Raw genomic sequence first — 14,913 nt, forward strand, 5'->3', positions numbered from 1 at the left:
TCGGCCCCATCCGGGCCGGTCGCACCGAGAGAGAGGTCGAAGATGATCCACCAGAGGCGAACCACCGCCGCGCTGGCGCTCACGGCGGCAGGAGCACTCCTGCTCGCGGGCTGCTCGAGTGCCGAGCCCGAAACCACCGACGACGGGCCGGTCACGCTCACCATCACCACCAACGCCATCACCGGCGGCAAGAACGCGGCCGAGGCCGACTGGATCGCCGACTGGGTGATCCCCGAGTTCGAGGCCGCGATGGAGGCGGACGGCAAGGACGTCACCGTTCAGTTCGAGCCGCAGGGCGTCGACGACGAGAACTACAAGACGAAGATCGCCCTCGACCTGCAGTCGGGCGAGGGTGCCGACATCATCGGCATGGACGGCATCTGGGTCGGCGAGTTCGCCGAGGCCGGGTACATCAAGCCCCTCGCCGAGGTCGGCGGCGACGCCGTCGACGGCTGGGACGGCTGGGACCAGATCCCCGACGCCGTGCAGTCGGCGCTGTCGTTCGACGGTGAGCGGTACGGCGTGCCGCAGGGCGCCGACGGCCGGGTGCTCTACTACAACAAGGCGCTGTTCGAGCAGGCGGGCCTGCCCGCCGACTGGCAGCCCGAGAGCTGGGCCGACGTGCTCGACGCGGCGCGCGAACTGAAGAAGCTCGACGGGGTCACCCCGATCCAGCTGAACGCGGGCACCGCGATGGGCGAGGCCACCACGATGCAGGGGCTGCTGCCGATGCTCGTGGGCACCGGCGAGCAGGTCTACGAGGACGGCAAGTGGGTCGGCGACACCGACGGCCTGCGCGACGTGCTCGACCTGTACAAGACGATCTACATCGACGAGGGCCTCGGCGACGCCGTGCTCCAGCAGGAGGCCGCGGGTCGCGACACCTCGTTCCAGCTCTTCGCGGCGAACCAGATCGGCATCCTGCTCGAGGGCGACTACTTCTGGCGGAGCGTCATCAACCCCGCCGAGGGCGTGGGCACCGCGCCGATGGCCGACCGCGACACCGTCGTCGGTTACACGAAGATCCCCGCGAAGGAGCCCGGCTCGGGCATCAAGGACCAGGACTTCGTGTCGATGTCGGGCGGCACGGGCCGTGTCCTCAACCCGAACAGCGACCACCCCGAACTGGCCTGGGAGCTGCTCGCGTTCATGAACTCGGCCGACGCATTCGAGGCCCGCAACGCGGGCACGCTCTCGATCACGCCCCGAACCGATGTCAACGACAAGATGCTCGCCGACGACCCGATGCTCACGTTCGTGAGCGAAGAGGTGCTGCCGATCACCGCGTACCGTCCGCCGCTCGCCGCGTACCCGCAGGTTTCGACGGCGCTGCAGCAGGCGTCGCTCGACGTGGTGTCGGGCACCAGTGTGGACGATGCCCTGGCCGACTACGTCGACTCGCTCAGCGACATCGTCGGGGATGACGCGATCTCGGGCAACTGATGACGACGAGCACCACCATGCCGCCGGCGGGGAGCGCGACTGCTCCCCGCCGGCGGCGGGCCGACGACGTCGCCGGTCTCGGCACCCTGCGTGCCGGGCTGTTCGTCGCGCCCGGGTTGATCCTGATCGGCGTGTTCCTGCTCTTCCCGGCCCTGTGGACCATCTGGCTGGGCATGACCGACTACCGGTTGACGGGCCTGCAGGCCGCGTCGCCCGAGTTCGTCGGCCTCGACAACTACATCGACGCGCTCACCGACGGCGACTTCTGGAACTCGCTCTGGCTCACCCTGATCTTCGTGATCGGGTCGGGCATCATCGGCCAGACGCTCATCGGCTTCGGACTGGCCTGGTCGATCCGCGACCTGCGCGGCTGGGCGAAGGGGCTCATCGAGGGCCTCGTGCTCGCAGCCTGGGTGATCCCGGCGTCGGTGGCGTCGTTCCTGTGGCTCGCGCTGCTCGACCGGCGGTCGGGCACGGTCAACGAGCTGTTCGGCATCCAGGGCACCGCGTGGCTGATCGACCACCCGATGGAGGCGATCATCCTCTTCAACATCTGGGTCGGCACCGCGTTCTCGATGCAGTTGTTCTCGTCGGCGCTGAGCGCCGTGCCGCCCACGCAGATCGAGAGCGCCAAGATGGTCGGCGCGTCGCAGTGGCAGCAGCTGCGCGACGTGATCGTGCCGAACATCAAGGGGCACATCCTCACGAACACGCTGCTCATCACGCTGTGGACGTTCAACACGTTCACGCCGTACCTCGTCACCGCGGGCGGACCGAACGGCAAGACCGAGATCCTGTCGGTGTACATCTACAAGACGGCCATCCCGGGCGGGCAGCTCGGCATGGGCGCGGCGATCTCGCTCATCATGCTGCTGATCAACCTGGTGATCGCGCTCGGCTACGTGCGCGTCGCGCAGGGCCGCCGGCAGGGAAGGAGGAAGCGATGAGCGCGACCCCGGTCCGCACGGTCGCCCGGAACCGCAGCGTGCGGTACTTCGTCTCCCGGGTGCTCTTCACCGTCGTCATCACGTTCGTCGGGCTGGCGTTCGCGCTGCCGATGGTGTGGCTGGTGCTGGCGCCGTTCGACGCGACTCCGACGCTCTCGCTCGAGTGGCCCGACTGGACGCTCGACAACTTCGCCCGGCTCGCCGAGAACCCGTACGCGCTGCGCTCGATCGGCAACTCGCTGCTGCTGGGCGTCGGCACGATGCTGATCGTCATCGTGCTGGGTGCGCTCGCGGCGTACGCGATGAGCCGTATCCGCATCCCGGGCCGCGACGGCATCCTCTACGGGCTGCTGCTGCTCTCGTCGATCGTGACGGGCACCGCGGCGATGGTGCCGACGTTCCAGATCATCACGCAGCTCGGGTTGATCAACAACTACGTCGGCGTGCTGCTGGTGCTGGCCGGCGGCATCCTGCCGACCGTGATCTTCATCCTGAAGGACTTCATGGATTCGATCCCGAAGTCGTACGAGGAGTCGGCGCGGCTCTACGGTGCGGGGCCGTTCCGCATTCTGCGCGACGTGGTGGCGCCGATCGCCCGGCCGGGGCTCGCGTTCATCGCGATCTGGACGATCGTGCAGGTGTGGAGCAACTTCCTGGTGCCGTTCATCCTGCTGCGCAGCCCCGACCTGCAGCCGGCGGCGGTGCTGATGTACACCTTCTACACCGAGAGCGGCCAGGCCGACCTGCGCCTCATCTCGACGTTCGCCCTGCTGTTCTCGCTGCCGGTGCTCGTGATCTACTTCGTCGTCAACCGACGTTTCGGTTTCCGCTTCCATGGAGGTATCAAGTCCTGATGGCCGGCATCACCGCCACCCAACTCGTCAAGGAGTACCCCGGCGGGGTTCGCGGCGTCGACGAGGTCGACGTCGAGATCCGCGACGGCGAGTTCTTCGCCCTGCTCGGCCCGTCGGGCTGCGGCAAGACCACCCTGCTGCGCTCGATCGCTGGGCTCGAGGCGATCACGGGGGGCACCCTCGTGATCGGCGACCGGGATGTCACGAACGCCGAGCCCGGCGTGCGCGGCGTCGCGATGGTCTTCCAGGACTACGCGCTCTTCCCCCACATGGATGTCGCGGACAACATCGCGTACCCGCTGCGGATCAAGCGCGTGAAGCGCGACGAACGCCGGGCGAAGGCCACCGAGGTCGCCGACGGGCTGAGCCTGCAGGGGCTCACCGAGCGCCGGCCCGGTCAGCTCTCGGGCGGGCAGCAGCAGCGCGTCGCGCTCGCGCGCGCGGTCGCCACCCGGCCCGACGTGCTGCTGCTCGACGAGCCGCTGTCGAACCTCGACGCCCGGCTGCGACTCGAGGCGCGCACCTTCCTGAAGGAGCTGCAGCGCGACCTCGGCGTGACGACGGTGTTCGTCACACACGACCAGGCCGAGGCGCTCGCGCTCGCCGACCGCATCGCGGTCATGAAGCAGGGCAAGCTGCAGCAGATCGGCACGCCGCGCGAGGTGTTCCAGCGGCCGAACAACACGTTCGTGGCCGGGTTCATCGGCTCGAACCCGATGAACCTGGTGCCGGCGCGTGTCGTGGGCGGCGCGGTCGATGTGAACGGCACGCGCGTGCCGTTGCCGCCCGACGCCGAGGGTGCGGTGACCGAAGGCCAGCGGGTGATCTGGGGCGTGCGCCCCGAGTACCTGCGCTGGTCGGCGACCGAGGAGCCGGGCGCGATCGCCGCCGAGGTGAGCGTGGTCGAGAACCTGGGTGCGAGCCTGCTCGTGGCCGCCCACGCGGGCGAGCATCGCATCCAGGTGGTCGTGCCCGAGGACACCGAACTCGAGCCCGGGTCGGCCGGATGGCTCGTGCCGCAGACGGCGAAGACGCTGCTCTTCGACGCCGAGTCGACGGAGCGCATCGGCCGATGAGCGTGATCCGCGAGCGCATCCGGGTGACACCCGAGCTGCAGAACGACGACCGCTACCACGAGGTGCCGTTCGAGGTGCCCCCTGGCACGCCCTCGATCGAGGTGTCGATCGACTTCGACGGCTCGGTCGCCGGCATCGACCTCGGCTGCGAGGGCGCGGCCGGATGGCGCGGCTGGTCGGGCGGGGCGCGCACCGACTACGTCATCGAGGCGGATGCCGCGACCCCCGGGTATCTTCCCGGCGCCCCCGAGCCGGGGATCTGGAAGGTCGTGCTGGGCTTGCACCGCGTTCCGGCGGCGGGCGTCGACGTGGATGTCACGATCAGCCTGCCGGCGACCAGGCCGGCGCCCCGGCCCGAGGCGGTGCCGCCGGTCGCGCGCACCGTGCGCGGCAGCGACCGCGGGCTGCCGGCGGAGCCGGGGCTCACCTGGTTCGCGGGCGACTTCCACGGGCACACGGTGCACTCCGACGGGCGGCTGCCCATCGGCGGGCTCGCGACGCTGGGCGTGGCATCCGGTCTCGACTTCCTCGCCGTGACCGACCACAACACCGTGAGCCATCATGCCCACCTGGCCGCGGAGGGCGCGACGCACGGGATCACGCTGCTGCCGGGCCAGGAGGTCACCACCCACCTCGGGCACGCGAACGCCTTCGGTGACATCGGATGGATCGACTTCCGTCGGCCCGCCCAGCACTGGGTCGACGAGGTCGAGCGTCGCGGTGGCATCCTGAGCATCAACCACCCGATCTCGGGCGACTGCTCGTGGGTGCACCGCCTCGAGCGCCGGCCCGCCGCCGTCGAACTCTGGCACGCCACCTGGTACCTCGAGCTCATCTCGACGGCGCCGTTCGCGTGGTTCCGCACCTGGCCGCAGGGGGCGACGCTGCTGGGCGGCAGCGACTTCCACCTGCCCGAGGAGCCGCAGCGCCCGGGCACGCCGACGACGTGGGTGGCCGCGGAGGACGACTCGGCCGAGGCGATCCTCGAGGGCGTGCGGCTCGGCCGCACGGCGGTGACCGGCGCGGCCGAGCTGGTCGACGGCGTCGGCGTGCCGCAGCTCATGGCCGCGCCCGCGCTGGTGCGCGTCGGCGACGAGCTCGTCGCGGTCGACGCCGACGGGCTGATCCTCGTCGACGGTGCCGGCCGGCGACGGATGGTCCGCGGCGCACGCGCCGGATTCACCCTCGACCGCGCCGACGGCCCCTTCCACCTCGCCGACTCGGATCGGCGCATCCTCGCCCTCAGCGCCTGACGGAGCATCCGCAATGACCCAGCCGACCAACCCGACCGCCGACTCCACGCGAAAGACCGAGGAACCGACGATGCCCGCACCCGACGAACTCGTGATCGTGCCGCACACCCACTGGGATCGCGAGTGGTACGAGCCGCACGACGTGTTCCGCCTGCGGCTCGTCCACATGCTCGACCGGCTGTTCACCACGCTCGAGCGGAATCCCGACTATCGGTTCACGCTCGACGGACAGGCCGCCGCGGTCGACGACTACCTCGAGATCCGTCCCGAGCAGCGTGACCGGGTCGCGGCGGCGGTCGAACGCGGGCAGCTCGCGATCGGGCCGTTCCTGATCCTGCTCGACGAGTTCCTCTGCGACGGCGAGACCATCGTGCGCAACCTCGAGCTCGGTCTGAAGTCGAGCCGTCGCATCGGCCCCGAGATGCGGGTCGGGTACCTGCCCGACATGTTCGGGCACGCCGCGCAGATGCCGCAGCTGCTGCGCGGGTTCGGCATCCGGCACGCGGCACTCTGGCGCGGCGTGCCCGCGCGCGTCGACCGGCACGCGTTCGCCTGGCGCTCGCCCGACGGGTCGGTCGTGCGCACCGAGTATCTGCTCGACGGGTACGGCAACGCGCTCGACCTGTTCGCGCTGCCCGGTCAGCTCGAACAGCTCGTCGCCGAGTATGGGCGGTCGATCGCGAGTTGGTACGGCAGCGACCCCATTCTCGGCATGCTCGGCACCGACCACAGCGCCCCTCCCGCCGATCTGATCGAGGTCGTCGGCGCCGCGACGGATGCCGGCATCTCGACTCGGCTGTCGGTCGACACGATCGAGGGGTACGTGCGCCGGGTCGCGCCCGAGTGGGATGCCGGCGACGACGCCGCGCTCGACGGATGGCCCGCCGTCGACGGCGAGCTGCGCTCGCACGCACGCGGCAACCTGCTGCCCGGCGTCTTCTCGATCCGCACGAACCTGAAGCGTGCGATGGCCGACGCCGAGCGCCGGCTCTCGGTCGCTGAACGGCTCGACGCCGCATTCGGCGCCGACGATCACCGCGCGTTCTTCGACACCGCGTGGTACCGCCTGGTGGAGTCCACCGCCCACGACTCGGTGACCGGCTGCGGGGTCGACACCACGGCCGACGAGGTCGAGAACCGGCTCGCGACCGCGGCGCATGTCGCGCGCGGCGTCGTGCTGCGCACCATGGAGCGGCTCGCGGCCGCGGTGCCGCCCGAGCGGTTCGTCGTCGCCAACCCCGCCGGGTTCGCGCGTCGCGCCCACGTCGAGGTGCGGCTCGACGACCCCGCGCGACGCGAGCTCGGCTCGGGCGTGCAGCTGCTCGACGGGTTCCCCGAGGTGCTGGGCGACGAGGTGATGCGGACCTCCGACCTGCGCCGGCTGCTCGCCCGCATCCACGGGCGCGAGCTGTTCGGTCAGCTCATCAACGACTGGCGGTTCACCGACGAGGGCCTGCGGTTCGACGTCGCCGAGGCGCCGGTCGGCGACTTCGACCTCGCCGCGTTCGTCGCCGAACTCGAACGACGCATCGCGAGCGACCCCGACGACGCCCGCACCTGGCGGGTCGAGATCATCGCGGCGCCGCGGCGGCGGGCGATCGTCGGGGTCGATGTCGGCGGGCTCGCCGCGGTCGAGGTCGACCCCGCGACGGCGAGCTCGCTCGGGCATGCGGGTGGCGACGTCGTGCGGGTCGGCGCCGACGGGCGGACGCTCGCGAACGCGTCGCTCTCGGTCGTCGTCGGCGAGACCGGCTCGGTGCGCATCGAGACGGTGGGCGGGGCGGGCGGCGAGCGCACCGTGCTCGACGACGTGCTGCGACTCGTCGACGAGGGCGACCGCGGCGACTCGTACAACTACGGCCCGATGGCGGCCGGCACCGTCGTCGACACCCCCGACGCGGTCGAGATCACGGTGCTCGAGTCGGGGCCGATTCGCGGCCGGGTACTCGTGCGGCGGCGCTACACCCTGCCCGCCTCGATCGATGCGACCGACCCCGACCGCCGCGCTGCGGCGCCGGTGCCGCTCGACGTCGACACCGTGCTCGAGCTGCGCGAGGGCGAGCCGATGCTGCGGGTCGCGGTCGAGTTCACGAACCTCGCCGCCGACCACCGCCTGCGGCTGCTCGTACCGACCGGTGCGAGCGACCTGCCGACCTCGGCGGCGGCCGGCCAGTACGCGGTGACCGAGCGCGGGCGATCCGGTGAGGGCGGCTGGGGCGAGTTCCCCCTGCCGACGTTCCCGGCCGCCCGGTTCGCCGCGGCCGGGGCGGCGACCCTCCTCGTCACGAAGCACTCCGAGTACGAGCTCGTCGCCGACGAGGCATCCGGCCAGGACGCCCTGGCCCTCACCCTCGTGCGCTCGGTGGGCCTCATGAGCGTGAACATCCATCCCCTTCGCGACGAGCCCGCCGGAGCGCAGTTCCCGGTGCCCGGCGCGCAGTACCTCGGCGCGCGCGTGCGCACCGAACTCGCGGTGCTGCCGTCGCCCGACGGCTGGGCTGCGGCCGACGCACCGCGCTGGGCCGAGCTGCTGCGCAGCGAGCCCGAGGTCGCGCGCGGTACGCGCGGCGGCCCGGCGGTGGTCGGCGGCGTCGCGGGCGCGGGCGGTGCGGCCGACGCGGCAGGGCTTCCGGATGTCTCGGTGCTCGAGGTCGGCGGATCGGTCGTGCTCGAGTCGTATCGGTGGGTCGAGGGCGGTGTGCTCGAGGCCCGCTTCGTGAACTACGGCGCCTCGCCCGCGCGGCTCGCCGCCGTGGCATCCGGAATCTGGGATCGCACCGACCTGACCGGGCGCGTCATCGAGCGTGATGTGGATCTCACCGGGTTCATGATGGGTCCGGCGCGGATCGAGACGTTCCGGAGCCGCGGGAGCGCCCCAGATCGGGGGTGAGCGCGGTGCCGCGGTGCACCGCGGCACGTCCACCCGTCTACTGTCACCACATTCGGACATTCTGGAGGCCACATGGCACAGCTCCCCGAGCAGCGGCTCCCCGTCGAGCTGTTCCTCGACCTCGACCGCTCGGGCCCGGTGCCGCTGTACTACCAGGTGGCGCAGCGCCTCGAGCAGGCGATCCGCGACGAGACCCTGCCGGCCGGTGCGCGCCTCGAGAACGAGGTCGCGCTCGCGAGCCGGCTGGGGCTGTCGCGGCCGACGATCCGCCGGGCCATCCAAGACCTCGTCGACCAGGGTCTGCTCGTGCGGCGCCGCGGCATCGGCACCCAGGTCGTGCACGGACGCGTCACCCGCAACGTCGAGCTGACCAGCCTCTACGAAGACCTCGAACGCGCCGGGCAGGAGCCGACGACCACCGTGCTCGACGTCGCGTCCGCGACCGCCGACGAGCGGGTCGCCGAGGCCCTGGGCGTGCCGGTCGGCAGCCCGACGCTGCACATCCGCCGCCTGCGGTTCGCCGACGGCGTGCCGCTCGCGATCCTCGACAACGTGCTGCCCGCCGCCTACGCCGACCTCGAGCGCGACGACCTCGAACGGCACGGGCTGTACCAACTGCTGCGCGCCCGAGGCGTCACGATGCGCGTCGCCAAACAGCGCATCGGCGCACGCGCCGCGACCGCGCAGGAGGCCGACCTGCTCGACCTGCGCCGCGGCGCGGCGATCCTCACGATGTCGCGCACCGCGTTCGACAACGCCGGCGTGGCCGTCGAGTACGGCCAGCACTGCTACCGCCCCGACCGGTACGCGTTCGAGGTGACGCTGGTGGAGCGCTAGCGGTCTCCGGCACCCGACCCCGCCCTCCCCGATGTACGCAATTCAGGAGCGCACCGGCGTGTCGTGGCATCCGCTCGGCGTGTCGCGGCGACACGCCGACTCCCGACCTGAATTGCGTACCGTTCTCACGTGCACGACCTGCTCTGGGAGCGTCCGGCCGAAGGTCGCCACGTCTCGGCGGGCCAGCGGCCCGACCGAGTTCCTCGGGGTCGACTATCCGGGCGACGAGGAGTACATCCACACCCTCGACGAGTACCTCGCCCGCTAGCGAGCAGAGGGGCGCGCGCGGCGCGCGGCGCGACCACCGGGGTCACCCCAGCAGCGGCCGTTGCCGACCCCGCTCCTGGTCGTACCGCTCGCGCGCCGCGCGCGCGTTGTCGAGCTCTGCGACCTCGGCCGGCGGCACCTCCCACCAGCCCTCGCCGTCGGGCGCGTCGGGCAGCGGGTCGACCTCGACGTGGATGACGGTCGAGGTCACCGAGCGCTTCGCGGCTCGCACGGCCTCGGCGAGGCGGGCGGCCACATCGGGGCCGGGGGCGACATCGATCACGTCGACGCCGTAGCTGCGGGCGTTCGCCGCGAGGTCGATGGCGGGCGGCTCGGCCGCGCGCAGATCGGGCGCGGTCGGGTCGACCTGTCCGTACCAGGTGCCGAACCGGTCGGTGCCGACGCTCTCCGACAGCCGGCCGATCGACGCGTAGCCGTGGTTCTGCACGATGACGACGATGAGTTTGATGCCCTCGGCGACCGCGGTCACGAGCTCGGAGTGCAGCATGAGGTACGAGCCGTCGCCGACGAGCACGATCACGTCGCGGTCGTCTCCGGCGGCGAGCAGCCCGCGCTTCGCTCCGAGCCCGCCGGCGATCTCGTACCCCATCGTCGAGAAGGCGTACTCGACGTGGTAGCCGAGCGGGTCGCGCACCCGCCACAGCTTGTGCAGATCGCCGGGCAGGGAGCCGGCGGCCTGCACGAGCACATCACGGGCATCGGATGCCTCGTGCACGGCGCCGATCACCTCGGCCTGCGTCGGCAGTTCGCGCCCGGTCGGGGCGAGGGCGGCGTCGACGGTTGCGTTCCACGTGGAACGCTCGCGGTCGATGTGCTCGGCGTACGCAGAGGCGACCCGGTACCGCGACAGACCCTCGGCGAACGCGTCCAGCGCTTCGCGGGCGTCGGCGAGCACCGGCAGGCGGCTGCCGTGCTTGAACGCGTCGACCGCGGCGACGTTGACGTTCACGAATCGCACCTCGGGATGCCGGAACGCCGTGCGGCTCGCGGTCGTGAAGTCGCTCCATCGGGTTCCGATGCCGATCACGACGTCGGCGTCGGCCGCGAGCCGGTTCGCTGCGGTCGACCCGGTGGCGCCGATGCCGCCGAGGTACTGCGGGTGATCCCACGGCAGGGCGCCGCCGCCGGCCTGGGTGGTCGCGACCGGGATGCCGGTCTGCTCGGCGAATCGGGCGAGCACCGCTTCGGCGCCCGAGTAGAGCACGCCGCCGCCGGCGACGATGAGCGGATGCTCCGCCGCAGCGATCGCAGCCAGCGCACGGTCGAGCTGCCCACGCTGGGGGAGCGGCCGTGACAGGTGCCAGTCGCGTTCGGCGAGGAACTCGACCGGCACGTCGAGCGCCTCGGCCTGCACGTCCTCAGGCAGCGCGATGGTGACCGCGCCGGTGTCGGCGGGATCGGTCAGCACCCGCATCGCGCCGAGCGCGATCGAGAAGAGCTGCTCGGGCCGGTCGACGCGGTCGAAGAACCGCGAGAGCGGACGGAACGCGTCGGTCACCTGGATGCCCGGATCGTGCGGATGCTCCAGCCCCTGCAGCACCGGGTCGGCGCTGCGCGAGGCGAACACGTCACTGGGCAGCAGCAGCGCCGGCAGTCGGTTCGACGTCGCGAGGGCGGCCCCGGTCAGCATGTTCGCCGAGCCCGGCCCCACCGACGCCGTGGTCGCGAGCGTCGCCAGCCGCCGATGCATCCGCGCGAACCCGACCGCCTGGTGCACCAGCGCCTGCTCGTTGCGTCCCTGCCGGAACGGCAGCAGGCCCGGCTCCAGCAGGTGCGCCTGCCGCAGCGCCTGACCGAGCCCCGCGACGTTGCCGTGGCCGAAGATGCCGAGCACGCCCGGCACGGTGCGTTCGCGGTGGTCGCCGTCGACCGTGTACTGGTTGGCGAGGAACGCCACCAGCGCCTGCGCGACGGTCATGCGGCGGGTGCGGGTCATCCGTTGTTCCCTTCGTCCTCCGAGCTCGCTGAGCTGGTCGAAGCGGGCCCTTCGACAGGCTCAGGGACCTTGTCGCTCGCTGAGCTTGTCGAAGCGGGCCGTTCCCCTTCGACAGGCTCAGGGACCTTGTCGCTCGCTGAGCTGGTCGAAGCGGGCGCTTCCCCTTCGACAGGCTCAGGGACCTTGTTGCTCGCTGAGCTTGTCGAAGCGAGCCGTTCCCCTTCGACAGGCTCAGGGGGCCCTTCCCCTTCGACGGGCTCAGGGACCTTGTCGCTCGCTGAGCTTGTCGAAGCGAGCCGTTCCCCTTCGACAGGCTCAGCGAGCCCTTCCCCTTCGACAGGCTCAGGGGGCCCTTCGACGGCCACCCCGTACGGCAGCCGCGGGTCGATGCCCTGCGCGGGCCAGTCGTCGCGGATCCACGCCTGCGTCGGGTCGTCGCTGATCAACCAGGCACGCTCGGCGCCCGGGCCGGCCATCACGTTCAGGTAGTACAGGTCGGCGCCGGGCGCCGCGGCGGCCGGCCCGTGGTACCCGAACGGCACGAGCGCGACGTCGCCGGTGCGCACGAGCGCCCGCGTCTCGATCTCGCCGGCCGGCGACGACGAGGTCGCGAAGAAGCCGGCCGGGTCGGCATCGCTCCGAGGCATCCGGCCGCGCTCGACCGCCGTCGCGAACCAGTAGATCTCTTCGAGCCGGGTCTCGCGCCCGGGCAGCTCCTCGTCGTGCTTGTGCGCCGGATGGCTCGACCAGCACCCGGCCGGAGTGATCACCTCGCACGCGATGATGCGGTCGGCGGCCAGCACGCCGGGCGTGCCGAAGTTGTGCACCTGACGGCTGGATGCTCCGCCGCCGCGCAGTTCGACCGGCACGTCGGCGGCGGCGATGCGACGCAGCGGATGCCGCGTGGTCGCGCGCGCCTCGGCGACCGCGACGGTGCCCGTGCCGGTGAGGGTCGCCGCCGTGCCGATCGGCAGGTAGCAGGTGTCGGTCGGGCCGTCGAAGACGGAGGCGCGGCCGACGAGCTCGATCGTGCCGCCGTCGCCGTCGCCGTCGCCGCCTCCCTCGCCGCCCTCGACCGCGACCGTGCACGACCCGGCCAGCGGGATCACGATCCGTTCCACCGGCCGGGCGTCGAGCGTGAGCCGTTGCCCGCCGTCCAGCCGGCCGACGCGCAGGCCCGTCCACCGCCACCCGTCGATGCGGTCGTCCACCACCACATCCCAGCCGTCGCGTGCGAGCGCGCCGCGCGGGTGGAACCACTCGTTCAGCCGGGCCATCAGCGCGCCTCCGCGATCGCCGGCCGCACCATCCTGGCGGCCTGGTCGACCGCCGCGGCCACGTCGCCGCCGGGCGGCGCGAGCAGGTTGCGGCCGACCACAAGCCCGCGCACCCCGGGCAGCGAGAGCGCGTGCTCCCAGCTGGAGTACGCGGCATCCGGGTCGTCGGCGCGGTCGCCGCCGAGCAGCAGGGTGGGCAGGGTGGTCGCGGCCATCACCCGTTCCATGTCGGGAACGACGGGCAGCTTCATCCAGCTGTACGCCGACGAGGTGCCGAGCGCCGCGGCGATGCCGACGGCGGTGATGACGGCGTCGGCGGTGAGGTCGTTCTCGACGACTCCGTTCCGGGTGCGGCTCATGAAGGGCTCGAGCATGATCGGCAGCTCCGCCGCGGCCGCCGCGCTGACCGCTGCGGCCGTCGCCTCCAGGGTGACCACGGTCGCCGGGTCGCGCAGGTCGATGCGCAGCAGGCACTTCGCGACGTCGAGGCGGTCGCGCACGATCGCGGGCACGTCGTACGCCGTGTACCGGTCGTCGAGTTCGAAGACGGCGCCGCGCAGCCCGCCGCGGTTCATCGACCCGGCGACCACCTTGCCGTCGAGCACGCCGAGCAGCGCGAGATCGTCGATCACGTCGGGGGTGCCGAGCACGCCGTCGACGCCGGGGCGGCTGAGTGCGAGCGCCAGCCGGTCGAGCATGCGGATGCGGTCGGCCATCGCCATCGGGTCGTCGCCGATGCCGAGCGCCCCGCGCGCCGGGTGATCGGCGGCGATGAGGAAGAGCCGCCCGTCGTCGCCGAGCAGCGGGCGCCGGGTGCGCGCGGTGTGCGCGGCGGCGATCGCGGCGGGCTCGGAGGCCCGGATGCGGCGCACCTCGGCGTAGCGGTCGGGATGGAGGAACCAGTCGTCAGTGCTCGGCATCGGTGCCCCCGGTCGTGGTCGCAGTGGTCGCGGCGGCGGCGTCGACCGCGGCGGCGGCGGCGTTGCGGTCGCCGCGTTCGGCGATGAAGCCGTCGACCTCGGCCGTCGACGGCATGGCCGTCGAGCATTCCAGGCGGGTCGCGACGATCGCGCCCGCCGCGTTCGCGAACCGGATGATGCGCTCGAGCGGCCACCCCGCGAGGAGCCCGTGGCAGAGCGCCCCGCCGAAGCCGTCGCCCGCGCCGAGCCCGTTCACCACGTCGACCGGCATCGCGGGGGAGTGCACGGTCTCGTCGCGGGTCGCGGCCAGCACGCCGTCGGGGCCGAGCTTCACGACCGCGAGCTCGATGCCGCGGTCGAGGAGCGCTCGCGCGGCGCGCTCGGGGTCGCGTTCGCCGGTCGCGACCTCGCACTCCTCGAGGTTGCCGACGGTGACGGTCACGCGGTCGAGGGCGCGGTGGACCTCGCGCCGCGCGGCGTCGATCGACGACCAGAACATCGGCCGGTAGTCGAGGTCGAGCACGGTGAGCGGGCGACGTTCGCGGATCTCCCATGCCCGGTGGTGGGCGGCGCGACTGGGTTCCTCGCTGAGCCCGGTCACCGTCGACCAGTGGATGCGCGCGGTGCGCACGGCTTCGACCGGCACCTCGTCGGGCGTGATCTCGAGGTCGGGCGCCTTCGGGCGCCGGTAGAAGGTGAGCGGGAAGCGGTCGGGCGGGAACACCTCGCAGAACGTGATCGGCGTCAGTTGGTCATCGGATGTCCCGACGAACGCCGCGCTCACGCCCAGCCGTTCGAGCTCGCGGCGGAGGAACCGGCCGAACGCATCGGCGCCGGTGCGGGTGAAGATCGCCGATCGGCGACCGTGACGGGCGGCGGCGACCGCGACGTTCGCGGCGCTGCCGCCGAGCGAGCGCGTGAACGTCTCCACCTCGTCGAGCGTGTGCTCGAGCTGGAGCGGATAGAGGTCGATGCCGATCCGGCCCATCGTGAGCACGTCCAGCGCTGCTGAGGTCGTCATACGTCGACGTGCACTCCCTCGTCTCGTCGCGTGGGTGCCAGTTTACACAGAATGTCCTAACAAACTATCCCCGAACCAGGCACTGTGTTCAGACGACGGCGACGCCGACGCTGCCGCCGTCTGAACACGGTGCCTGTCGTGCGGGCTACGCACTACCCCGGCTACGCACTA

General features: G+C 72.0%; 12 protein-coding genes. 8 read left to right on the plus strand and 4 right to left on the minus strand.

Annotated features, from left to right (window positions below; translation table 11 throughout):
• Positions 1-42: 42 nt before the first annotated feature.
• The 8 genes from MTO99_RS15230 to MTO99_RS15265 all read left to right on the plus strand — a co-directional run bounded on the left by MTO99_RS15230 (position 43) and on the right by MTO99_RS15265 (position 9,568).
• Complete coding sequence (locus MTO99_RS15230; protein ID WP_243554555.1) at positions 43-1,443, plus strand: extracellular solute-binding protein; 1,401 nt, start codon at positions 43-45, stop codon at positions 1,441-1,443.
• On the plus strand, positions 1,443-2,390 hold the full coding sequence (locus MTO99_RS15235) for a carbohydrate ABC transporter permease (RefSeq protein WP_243554556.1): 948 nt from the start codon (positions 1,443-1,445) through the stop codon (positions 2,388-2,390). The genes MTO99_RS15230 and MTO99_RS15235 overlap by 1 nt, the downstream gene beginning before the upstream one ends.
• Entirely contained in the window at positions 2,387-3,244 is an 858-nt protein-coding gene (locus tag MTO99_RS15240) for a carbohydrate ABC transporter permease (protein ID WP_243554557.1), read from the plus strand. The genes MTO99_RS15235 and MTO99_RS15240 overlap by 4 nt, the downstream gene beginning before the upstream one ends.
• A complete protein-coding gene (locus tag MTO99_RS15245; RefSeq protein ID WP_243554558.1) occupies positions 3,244-4,320 on the plus strand; it encodes an ABC transporter ATP-binding protein in 1,077 nt (358 codons plus the stop codon). The genes MTO99_RS15240 and MTO99_RS15245 overlap by 1 nt, the downstream gene beginning before the upstream one ends.
• Complete coding sequence (locus MTO99_RS15250) at positions 4,317-5,573, plus strand: CehA/McbA family metallohydrolase (protein WP_243554567.1); 1,257 nt, start codon at positions 4,317-4,319, stop codon at positions 5,571-5,573. The genes MTO99_RS15245 and MTO99_RS15250 overlap by 4 nt, the downstream gene beginning before the upstream one ends.
• A 13-nt stretch (positions 5,574-5,586) precedes the next feature.
• On the plus strand, positions 5,587-8,463 hold the full coding sequence (locus MTO99_RS15255; RefSeq protein WP_243554569.1) for a glycoside hydrolase family 38 N-terminal domain-containing protein: 2,877 nt from the start codon (positions 5,587-5,589) through the stop codon (positions 8,461-8,463).
• Positions 8,464-8,535: 72 nt separating this feature from the next.
• Complete coding sequence (locus tag MTO99_RS15260) at positions 8,536-9,300, plus strand: GntR family transcriptional regulator (protein WP_149160418.1); 765 nt, start codon at positions 8,536-8,538, stop codon at positions 9,298-9,300.
• Positions 9,301-9,412: 112 nt separating this feature from the next.
• The gene (locus tag MTO99_RS15265; protein ID WP_243554571.1) at positions 9,413-9,568 is read left to right on the plus strand and encodes a hypothetical protein; all 156 of its coding nucleotides are present in this window, start codon (positions 9,413-9,415) and stop codon (positions 9,566-9,568) included.
• 42 nt (positions 9,569-9,610) lie between these two features.
• Here the strand turns inward: MTO99_RS15265 and iolD are convergent, their stop codons facing one another.
• From iolD to iolC, 4 genes are read right to left on the minus strand one after another with little or no spacing between them, the layout of a single operon-like run.
• Complete coding sequence (gene iolD / locus MTO99_RS15270) at positions 9,611-11,524, minus strand: 3D-(3,5/4)-trihydroxycyclohexane-1,2-dione acylhydrolase (decyclizing) (RefSeq protein ID WP_243554579.1); 1,914 nt, start codon at positions 11,522-11,524, stop codon at positions 9,611-9,613.
• Complete coding sequence (iolB, locus tag MTO99_RS15275) at positions 11,521-12,801, minus strand: 5-deoxy-glucuronate isomerase (RefSeq protein ID WP_354002488.1); 1,281 nt, start codon at positions 12,799-12,801, stop codon at positions 11,521-11,523. Before iolB ends, iolD begins: the two co-directional genes overlap by 4 nt.
• Positions 12,801-13,721 (minus strand): Cgl0159 family (beta/alpha)8-fold protein, encoded by a 921-nt coding sequence (locus MTO99_RS15280; RefSeq protein ID WP_243554581.1) that lies wholly within the window; start codon positions 13,719-13,721, stop codon positions 12,801-12,803. Before MTO99_RS15280 ends, iolB begins: the two co-directional genes overlap by 1 nt.
• Complete coding sequence (iolC, locus tag MTO99_RS15285) at positions 13,708-14,742, minus strand: 5-dehydro-2-deoxygluconokinase (protein ID WP_243554583.1); 1,035 nt, start codon at positions 14,740-14,742, stop codon at positions 13,708-13,710. Before iolC ends, MTO99_RS15280 begins: the two co-directional genes overlap by 14 nt.
• Between the last annotated feature and the right edge of the window lie 171 nt (positions 14,743-14,913).

The sequence above is a fragment of the Agromyces larvae genome, assembly GCF_022811705.1.
GTDB lineage: Bacteria > Actinomycetota > Actinomycetes > Actinomycetales > Microbacteriaceae > Agromyces > Agromyces larvae.

Coding starts and splice junctions, on each gene's coding strand:
- iolC (WP_243554583.1), bottom strand. CDS start 14,742: ATGACGACCTCAGCAGCGCTGGACGTGCTCACGATGGGCCGGATCGGC.
- MTO99_RS15235 (WP_243554556.1), top strand. CDS start 1,443: ATGACGACGAGCACCACCATGCCGCCGGCGGGGAGCGCGACTGCTCCC.
- MTO99_RS15280 (WP_243554581.1), bottom strand. CDS start 13,721: ATGCCGAGCACTGACGACTGGTTCCTCCATCCCGACCGCTACGCCGAG.
- MTO99_RS15245 (WP_243554558.1), top strand. CDS start 3,244: ATGGCCGGCATCACCGCCACCCAACTCGTCAAGGAGTACCCCGGCGGG.
- MTO99_RS15260 (WP_149160418.1), top strand. CDS start 8,536: ATGGCACAGCTCCCCGAGCAGCGGCTCCCCGTCGAGCTGTTCCTCGAC.
- MTO99_RS15255 (WP_243554569.1), top strand. CDS start 5,587: ATGACCCAGCCGACCAACCCGACCGCCGACTCCACGCGAAAGACCGAG.
- MTO99_RS15230 (WP_243554555.1), top strand. CDS start 43: ATGATCCACCAGAGGCGAACCACCGCCGCGCTGGCGCTCACGGCGGCA.
- iolB (WP_354002488.1), bottom strand. CDS start 12,801: ATGGCCCGGCTGAACGAGTGGTTCCACCCGCGCGGCGCGCTCGCACGC.
- iolD (WP_243554579.1), bottom strand. CDS start 11,524: ATGACCCGCACCCGCCGCATGACCGTCGCGCAGGCGCTGGTGGCGTTC.
- MTO99_RS15240 (WP_243554557.1), top strand. CDS start 2,387: ATGAGCGCGACCCCGGTCCGCACGGTCGCCCGGAACCGCAGCGTGCGG.
- MTO99_RS15250 (WP_243554567.1), top strand. CDS start 4,317: ATGAGCGTGATCCGCGAGCGCATCCGGGTGACACCCGAGCTGCAGAAC.